At 49.9% G+C, this 8265-nt stretch carries 9 protein-coding genes and 1 pseudogene; 6 read left to right on the top strand and 4 right to left on the bottom strand.

Annotated features, from left to right (window positions below):
- Positions 1–110: 110 nt before the first annotated feature.
- Together KDK19_RS03190 and metG are read right to left on the bottom strand one after the other, a co-directional pair.
- On the bottom strand, positions 111–1448 hold the full coding sequence (locus KDK19_RS03190) for a DEAD/DEAH box helicase (protein ID WP_257280119.1): 1338 nt from the start codon (positions 1446–1448) through the stop codon (positions 111–113).
- A 103-nt stretch (positions 1449–1551) separates the two neighbouring features.
- A pseudogene (gene metG, locus KDK19_RS03185) lies at positions 1552–3609 on the bottom strand (methionine--tRNA ligase); the annotation flags it as partial.
- A gap of 200 nt (positions 3610–3809) precedes the next feature.
- Here metG and KDK19_RS03180 point away from each other — a divergent pair.
- The 5 genes from KDK19_RS03180 to apbC all read left to right on the top strand — a co-directional run bounded on the left by KDK19_RS03180 (position 3810) and on the right by apbC (position 6837).
- Positions 3810–4136: a hypothetical protein gene (locus KDK19_RS03180; RefSeq protein ID WP_257280120.1), complete on the top strand. Its 327-nt coding sequence runs from the start codon at positions 3810–3812 to the stop codon at positions 4134–4136.
- A gap of 179 nt (positions 4137–4315) precedes the next feature.
- Positions 4316–4447, top strand: a complete 132-nt coding sequence (locus KDK19_RS03175) for a hypothetical protein (protein WP_257287896.1) — start codon at positions 4316–4318, stop codon at positions 4445–4447.
- 97 nt (positions 4448–4544) lie between these two features.
- A complete protein-coding gene (locus KDK19_RS03170) occupies positions 4545–5021 on the top strand; it encodes a DnaT-like ssDNA-binding domain-containing protein (RefSeq protein ID WP_257280121.1) in 477 nt (158 codons plus the stop codon).
- On the top strand, positions 4915–5667 hold the full coding sequence (locus KDK19_RS03165; protein ID WP_257280122.1) for a replication protein P: 753 nt from the start codon (positions 4915–4917) through the stop codon (positions 5665–5667). Before KDK19_RS03170 ends, KDK19_RS03165 begins: the two co-directional genes overlap by 107 nt.
- A 75-nt stretch (positions 5668–5742) precedes the next feature.
- On the top strand, positions 5743–6837 hold the full coding sequence (gene apbC, locus KDK19_RS03160; protein ID WP_257291320.1) for an iron-sulfur cluster carrier protein ApbC: 1095 nt from the start codon (positions 5743–5745) through the stop codon (positions 6835–6837).
- A 32-nt stretch (positions 6838–6869) separates the two neighbouring features.
- On the opposite strand, the gene KDK19_RS03155 is transcribed toward apbC, so the two are convergent.
- Complete coding sequence (locus KDK19_RS03155) at positions 6870–7445, bottom strand: NAD(P)H-dependent oxidoreductase (protein WP_257280124.1); 576 nt, start codon at positions 7443–7445, stop codon at positions 6870–6872.
- Between the two features lie 7 nt (positions 7446–7452).
- A complete protein-coding gene (locus tag KDK19_RS03150; protein ID WP_257287895.1) occupies positions 7453–7602 on the bottom strand; it encodes a hypothetical protein in 150 nt (49 codons plus the stop codon).
- 28 nt (positions 7603–7630) lie between these two features.
- Between KDK19_RS03150 and dcd the strand changes: the two genes are divergently transcribed.
- Positions 7631–8215 carry a dCTP deaminase gene (gene dcd, locus KDK19_RS03145; protein ID WP_257280126.1) on the top strand — a complete coding sequence of 195 codons (585 nt, stop codon included), beginning with the start codon at positions 7631–7633 and terminating at the stop codon, positions 8213–8215.
- Positions 8216–8265: the final 50 nt, after the last annotated feature.

Here is an 8265-nt window from a genome sequence, read left to right as displayed (position 1 = left end):
ACCAATTTATTGCAACCGCAGTAGGACAGCCTTAAGTCCGACAGGCTGCTAGAGCGGTTTTCTTAAACCAAAGTCTAAGAAAACCCGTTCTCATGGTGGCTCAGAAGAGTTTAATTTTTCTTGCGCTTTAATGGCTCAAAACCAGCATCAACCGATTCTGTAGTGGCCCGGCTAGCGGGTTTACTGCGCTTACCCACGTTCTTTTTGTCGCGCTGCCGTGTTTTGCCAGCTTTAGTCTTGTCCGCCGAGGAGGTCTTCTTTTTCTTGCTGCCTGTGGCTTTTCCGGAAGCTTTTAGCTTTTTAGGGCCTTTCCAGTTGCCTCTTAGCTCCTTGACTGAACGCTTTTCAAAGCGGGTTCTCAAATAACGCTCAATGCCTGACATCAGGTTCCATTCATTAGGTCCAATCAGGGAGATGGCCAGACCTTTCTCACCGGCTCTGCCGGTGCGGCCAATGCGGTGAACATAGTCATCGCCATTGCGGGCCATATCGAAGTTAATGACCAGATCAATGCCTTTAATATCCAGACCTCTGGCTGCGACATCGGTGGCCACCAGAATAGTGATCTGGCCTGTAGCCAGCATGGCCATCATCTTTTTTCGTTCCCGGTGATCCATTTCACCATGCAGAACCCCGGCTTTCAGATCACTGTAGCGAAGGAAGCCGCAGAGCTGGTCAGCAAAGTTACGGGTATTGGTGAAAACAATGGCTTTCTCGAAACGTTCGTTTTCCAATAACCAGCGAGTCAGTTTTTCCTTATGCTTCTGATCATCGCTGAGCATGATCTGCTGGTGGATATTCTCATGTTTCTCTCTGGCCGTATTTAAAGTCAGGGATTCAGGTTCCCGCAGAACCAGGTCAATCAGTTCACCCATCCCTTTTTGCTGCAGGGTGGCAGAAAACAGCATGGTTTGACGATCCGGGCGACATTCAGAAGCAATTTTCAGCATGTCTGGACTGAAACCAAAGTCCAGCATACGGTCTGCCTCGTCCAGAATCAGGTATTCCAGATCGTTGAAGTCAGTATTGTTGTTCTCCATGTGCTCAAGCAGGCGACCCGGCGTGGCGATCAGAATGTCCGGATTCTTTCTTAATGTATTGACCTGATGACGAAATGGCTCACCACCAGTAATCAGACCAGCTTTGATCTGGGTGAAGCGAGCCAGGGCTTCTGCTTCTTCCAGAACCTGTCTGGCCAGCTCACGGGTAGGCACCAGAATCAGCATTCGGGTACCGGAGCGCGGGGCTGGAGTGTTCTGGAAATGATTCAGGGCAGGCAGCAGGAATGCCATCGTCTTGCCACTACCGGTTTCGGAGCTGACCAGTAGGTCTTTGCCATCCAGTGCTTTTGGGATCACTGTCGCCTGGACGGGGGTGGCCTTGCTGAAATCTCTTTCAGTCAGAGCTTTTTGCAGTCGTTCATGCAGTGCCAGGTCAGAAAAAAGCAAGCGATACTCCTTGATCTCGGTGTCTTCATGGGGGGCCGGTATCAGCCTGATGGAAGTCCCCCACTATTCAGGTCAGTGGGGGAGGTTAATAAACGTGACTGGTTTACATGACACGCATTCCGGGTTGGGCACCTTCATGGGGTTCAAGAATCCAGAGATCTTCACCTCCGGGGCCCGCAGCCAGAACCATCCCCTCACTCACGCCAAACTTCATTTTTCGAGGTGCAAGATTGGCGACCATGACCGTATACTTTCCGGTCAGGGCTTCCGGGGCATAGGCTGACTTTATGCCAGCGAAGATGTTGCGAGGCTCTGCCTCGCCAATATCCAGAGTCAATCGCAGTAGTTTACCAGCGCCTTCTACCAGTTCGGCATTGATGATTTTGGCAATGCGCAGATCCACTTTGGCAAAGTCATCGAAAGTAATCTGCTCTGCTACAGGCTCTTTTTCCAGCCACTCGTTGCAGGCAGATGTTTCGGCAGGTTTTTGCTCAGACATTTTGGCCAGTACCTCTTTGCTGGCTTCAATCATGGCTTCGACTTTATCCGACTCGACACGGGTCATCAGAGGCTTGAACTTGGCTATCTCGTGATCCAGCAGCAGGGACTGGCTGTCGGTCCAGTGCAAAGGCTCGATGTTCAGGAAAGCTTCTGCCTTGATCGCCATGGCAGGCAGAACCGGCTTCAGGTAGATCATTAACAATCGGAACAGGTTGATACCGGCAGAGCAGATGTCGTGCAGTTCCTGATCCCTGCCTTGTTCTTTGGCAACGACCCAGGGCTTCACTTCGTCAATCCAGGCGTTGGCTTTGTCAGCCAGAGCCATGATTTCACGCATGGCTTTGCCGAATTCACGGCTTTCATAAAGCTCAGCGATGTGCTCTCCGGTCTTCTGGAAGTCCGATGCCAGCTCAGGGGCTATGTTGTTGGCAGAGAGTTTTCCGCCAAACCGCTTCTTGATAAAGCCGGCATTTCGGCTGGCAATGTTAACCACTTTACCGACCAGGTCAGAGTTAACCCGCTGTACCAGATCCTCAGTGTTAAGATCAAGATCATCAATACGGCTGGACAGTTTGGCTGCATAGTAATAGCGCAGGTATTCAGGGTCCAGGTGCTCCAGATAGGTCCGTGCGGTAATAAAGGTACCACGGGACTTGGACATTTTTTCGCCGTTCACGGTCAGATAACCATGAACATTAACGGACGTTGGCGTGCGATAACCTGTGCCTTCGAGCATGGCTGGCCAGAACAGACAGTGGAAGTTGACAATGTCTTTGCCAATGAAGTGATGCACTTCGCAGTCACTGTCTTTTTTCCAGTAATCGTCAAAGTTGAGATCGTCTCTTCTCTGGCACAGGTTTTCGAAAGACGCCATATAACCGATGGGAGCGTCCAGCCAGACGTAGAAGTACTTTCCGGGTTGGCCGGGAATTTCAAAGCCGAAGTAAGGTGCGTCGCGTGAAATATCCCAGTCTTGCAGGCCCGCATCCAGCCATTCGGCCAGCTTGTTGGCAATCTCCTCAGAAATGGTGCCGGAACGAGTCCACTCTTTCAGGAAACCATCAAAGTCTGAAAGCTTGAAGAAGAAGTGCTCGCTTTCCTTTTCTATAGGAACCGCACCGGAAATAGCCGACTTAGGATTTTTCAGGTCGGTTGGTGAGTATGTGGCACCACACTTTTCACAGTTATCACCGTACTGGTCATCAGCACCACACTTTGGACATTCACCTTTGATATAACGATCCGCCAGAAACATCTGCTTGTCAGGGTCGAAAGCCTGAGTGATGTTGCGGCTGGCAATATGGCCATTTTCCTTGAGCTTCAGGTAAATGGCTTCAGACAGTTTGCGATTCTCTTCAGAGTGGGTGGAGTGGTAGTTATCAAACTCCACCAGAAAATCGCTAAAGTCATGGATGCGCTCTTTGTTGATCAGGGCGACAGACTCTTCTGGCGTAATGCCCTGCTTTTCAGCGTGCAGACTGATAGCGGTGCCGTGAGCATCGTCGGCGCAGACGTATGTGCATTGGTTGCCGAATAGCTTCTGAAAACGAACCCAGATATCGGTTTGAATGTATTCCACCAGGTGTCCCATATGCAGAGGACCATTCGCATAGGGCAGGGCACTGGTGACAAGTATTTTACGTTGGCTCATTCGAGTACTGTGTTGCTGGAAAGTTGAAAGAGAGTGAAGGTGGGCAGTATACGATAATTCTTATTACTTAGGCTAAGACTTAAGAAAAGGGTCAGCTGTCTTTGAGTATGCACGCCCGATGCAATGTGAGGGAAAGTTGAAGAAAGAGCGGCTTTTGCCCGATTGATGCCTACAATGCACAATCATCATTGATTATAAAGGGCTTCCAAATGCGAATTGCAACCCTGCTTCTTGTCGTAGTACTCTCGAGTAGTTCCATACAAGCTAATGCAGCTGGCATCGATATACGGTTGAAGCTTTCGGTGGCGGCCAGCCAATTTGTAATGGCTATGCCAGCGCTTATTCAATACTTGCAGAAGTCATTAGAATCTTTTCAGCCACATTATTTTAAAATAGTTGCAGAAAATGCGTTGGAAAAATTGGCACAAACGACCAATATTCCTGATGATCCAGTTGAAATGCCTGCGGTAGTCCATAAATTTATGGCCATAGTGGACCAAGAAGTGAGCCAATTACATAATAGTTTTCAGCAATGAAAACAGATTATTATTCCGGCCGGTAGTACAGATCTTTTTCTGCCCGGGTGCCTTGTTGCCGGGTCTGTTAGTAATAAACACTGCTTCAAATCAATAGCCACTGAAACTCGTGTTAAGGCGAAATTCTGGTTCCCCCCGAAAAGTATGATCGCTTAAGGGCTTCGAAGGAAAAGTCGCCAGTGCCTGATAAATCAGGTCTGGGTGGAGACCATCTGAAGAAAGTAAAAATACCGCTATTCAATCCGGCTTTTCTGGCGTTAGAATACTCGGCACCTCGTTGGAAACATGGAAAGATTCCGCGGGGTAAATGAGTTCTGTCCGGTCTGGCTTCAGGCTCCTCGCAGCACAGGGCTGTTTCATTATTACAACCGGTAGACCGTGGCCGGGAAGGCAGGTATTGTTAATTTCATGACTGACGAAGAACGCCAGAAGCAAAAACTGCGAAGAAAGTGGGCTTCCGGAGACAGGTCTCCATTTCAGGATTTTGCCCAGGAACGTGGAGAAGAACATCCGGTATTCGCCCGGCAGACGAGTGGATCGCCAGTCGCCCAGTCGAATACTCTGGCGGAGGGTGCCAAAGTACAACCTTTGCCTGAAGATTTTGCTCCTGATGCAGTCTACATAGAGTTTCTTGAGGTGCACCATGGCATTCCTGCGGACTTTTCTCTTGCCCAACTTCCGGAATTCAAGCTCTATTGGCTGGAAACGGGAGAAGCCCGCAAAGCCTGGCAGAATAAGTTCAAGAACCATGTGATCTATCAGTGGAAGCGGGGTCAAAGTGAAGAAGGGCAAAGAACTCATAAATCAACTGTCGAAAAGCTTACAGACACCAGCTGGGCAGACGGACTCCAGTTCGACTTCGACGAGTCAGACGACCAGTCGTGAAGCCCTGCATAGGGCTCAGCAGACGAAGTATGCCATTAATACCCTGTTTACCATGCTGGAAGCGGCCTTCCCGTTAAAATTTAAAAAAGCCTTTCCAACCGATGCATCATTGGTGGAAGCGAAGAAGGTCTGGATTCAGGGGCTCAGCGAGTTCAAGCCTGCGAGGATTGTCAGGGCCGGGCAAAAAGTTCTTGATACCACTAAATTTTTTCCTGATCTCAGTGAGATACGTGAGCACTGCAAGTTGCATCATGATGAGATGGGCTTGAAAAAGCCTCTGCAAGCCTATTATGAAGCCTGCTATGCGCCGGAGCAGAGCCGTGACGCTCGTTGGTCTCACATTGCCGTTTATCTGGCGGCGCGGGAAACGGGCTGGATGACCCTGCGAAGTGAAGAACAAAGCGTCGCTTTCCCTATCTTTGAGCGGAACTACAACATTCTCTGCAACCGGGTTCTTGATGGTGAGGATCTTGAGGCTTCCATCATGAAAGGCATTGAAGACAGTCGCTCAAAAGAAGCGGTAAGGGTTGCGGATGAGCAGGCTGAACAGACTCTGCGAAAAACAATGGAAGAGCAGGGCATTGATCCTGATTCGGGTCGCTCTGCTTTTGAAAAGTTGAAAGAATCATTATCCAGTCGTCGTTAAATTCGGTTTTTACTGGAAGAATAATAACGAAATCATTAGTCTATCGGCCATTCTAACGGTTGGAGTCTGACGCCCATGAGTGTCTTAGATCGTGCTGCGGTTGAAGCCGCTGTTCAAGGTTATCACGATCCTTTTCTGAAGCAGGACCTGGTTACTGCAGGTTGTATCAAAGAGCTTTCCATCGAGTTGGGTAAAGTCACCCTGACAGTCGAACTGGGCTACCCGGCAGAAGGCTTCAGAGGAGGTATTGAGCAATTACTGGCAGCCAAGATTGAAAACCTCCCCGGTGTTGAAAGTGCCAGGGTCTCTGTGAACTGGAGCGTATCCAGTGCGCCGGTTCAGGGTGAGTTGGAAGCCATGTCCGGTGTTAAAAATATTATTGCAGTAGCTTCCGGAAAAGGCGGTGTGGGTAAGTCCACAACGACCGTTAATCTGGCATTGGCTATGGCGGCAGAAGGTGCCAGGGTGGGCATTCTGGATGCCGATATCTATGGCCCCAGTATCGGGATGATGTTGGGACTGCCCGATGGAACCCGTCCGGAATTTAAAAATGAAAAGTTCTTCATACCCATTGAGGCCCACGGTATTCAGGCCATGTCCATGGCGTTTCTTGTGACAGAAGATACTCCGGTGGTCTGGCGCGGTCCGATGGTCAGCGGTGCTCTCCAGCAATTGCTGACCCAGACACTTTGGAATGACCTTGATTACCTGTTTATCGATATGCCTCCGGGTACCGGCGACATCCAGCTGACACTGGCTCAGAAAGTACCCGTCACTGGCAGTATTATTGTGACCACACCACAGGATCTGGCTTTGATTGATGCAAAAAAAGGCATCGAAATGTTCAACAAGGTCAATATTCCGGTGCTGGGTGTAGTTGAAAATATGGCCCTGCATACCTGCTCTGAATGTGGTCATACCGAGCATCTGTTTGGTGAAGGGGGTGGGGCCCGTATTGCCGACCAGTTTGGTGTGGATCTGCTGGGTTCACTGCCTCTTTCCATGATGATTCGTGAACAGTCTGATGAGGGAGCACCGACGGTGGTTTCTGAGCCTGACTCACAGATCACCATGATTTATAGGGATATGGCCAAGCGGGTGGCCGCTGAACTGGCGTTAAAGAATGCCAACCAGCCCAAGGCGCCGACTATCTCGTTCAGTGATGATTGAGCAGGCCGGGGGAGTGTTCACTCCCCCGTTTTTCAGAAGCTTTGCAGGTGCTTACTGACTTTTTCCATAAATTGTTTTCGATCTTCCTCTGTCGTTTTGTCAATGTTATACAGCGCCAGCCACTTTATATCTTTGCACCTGGATACGGCTTTCAGTGAAAGCCTGAACATTTTTCTGGGCGGGTTGCCCACCAGGGCCATCCGCCATTGGGATGATCCCTGGGTGGTAATGATCAGAAACTTTTTAATCTGGGTCAGACCGGGTTCCAGGCCGTTGGGTCCGTAGGTTGCCACAACGCCCGGCAGCCAGACCCGGTCAAGCCAGCCTTTCAAAATCGCTGGAGGTCCCATCCACCAAGTGGGATAGACAAAGACCACCGCTTGTGCCCACTTCAGTTTGGCAGCCTGATTTTCGACCCCTTTGGTGTTGTCCCTGGTCATATAGTTGACTCTTTCTTCACAGGACATCCGTGCTTCAAAGTCAATCTCATAAAGATCCAGAGGGTGTACATTGTGTCCGGCCAGAGCTAACTGCTCACAAGCCAGCCTGAACAGTGCAGCGTTATAGCTCTGTGGGTTCGGGTGGGCATAAACTACTAAAACGTTCATTCTGACCTTATTTACTGGCAACAATCACCGCCATTTTAGTGGCTTTTATTAACAAAAGCAGTTGCAGTAAAGAAAGCGGGGAGAGGGCTACCGCCAATGATCGTCGGGCACGTATAATATCATCTGATAACATTTCTGAGGGTTGTGGTTCAGACACTTCCTTCCAGCTGCCGGAAAAATAGACCATGAGACTTTGTGATCGGGATATAGAAGCTTACCTGGACAGTGGAAAAATCATGATTGAGCCTTGTCCGGGCTCAGACAAGATCAGTGGGGTCAGTGTTGACCTGACTCTGGGCAACAGTTTCAGGGTTTTCAACGATCATGCAGCCCCCTTTGTGGACATCAGTGGCCCCAGAGAAGAGATTAATCGGGTGCTGGACTCCATCATGAGCAAGGAGATCACCCTGAATGATGGTGAAGCTTTCTTCCTCCACCCGGGAGAGCTGGCTCTGGCGGTCACCCGTGAATCCATTACCCTGCCCGGTGATATTGTTGGCTGGCTGGACGGTCGATCTTCTCTGGCGAGGCTGGGTCTGATGGTGCATGTCACCGCTCACCGCATTGACCCGGGCTGGAGTGGCCAGATTGTACTGGAGTTTTTTAATGGTGGAAAACTGCCACTGGCTCTAAGACCCGGAATGGGTATTGGTGCCATTAATTTTGAGACCATGAGTGGTACCGCAGCCCGTCCCTACAACAAACGGAAAGATGCAAAATACAAAGAACAGAAGAGTGCGGTGGCCAGCCGGATTGCTGAGGATCAATGAGCTAGCTCCCTAAACTGCCGAAAAAATAAACCCCGGGCAAGCCGGGGTTT

This window comes from Endozoicomonas sp. ONNA1, assembly GCF_024606325.1.
GTDB lineage: Bacteria > Pseudomonadota > Gammaproteobacteria > Pseudomonadales > Endozoicomonadaceae > Endozoicomonas_A.
This window is presented reverse-complemented; position numbering and strand designations above follow the sequence as displayed.

Excerpts from the sequence above, each read along its gene's own strand:
- KDK19_RS03180 (WP_257280120.1), top strand. The coding sequence starts at position 3,810 with ATGCGAATTGCAACCCTGCTTCTTGTCGTAGTACTCTCGAGTAGTTCC.
- KDK19_RS03170 (WP_257280121.1), top strand. The coding sequence starts at position 4,545 with ATGACTGACGAAGAACGCCAGAAGCAAAAACTGCGAAGAAAGTGGGCT.
- apbC (WP_257291320.1), top strand. The coding sequence starts at position 5,743 with ATGAGTGTCTTAGATCGTGCTGCGGTTGAAGCCGCTGTTCAAGGTTAT.
- KDK19_RS03155 (WP_257280124.1), bottom strand. The coding sequence starts at position 7,445 with ATGAACGTTTTAGTAGTTTATGCCCACCCGAACCCACAGAGCTATAAC.
- dcd (WP_257280126.1), top strand. The coding sequence starts at position 7,631 with ATGAGACTTTGTGATCGGGATATAGAAGCTTACCTGGACAGTGGAAAA.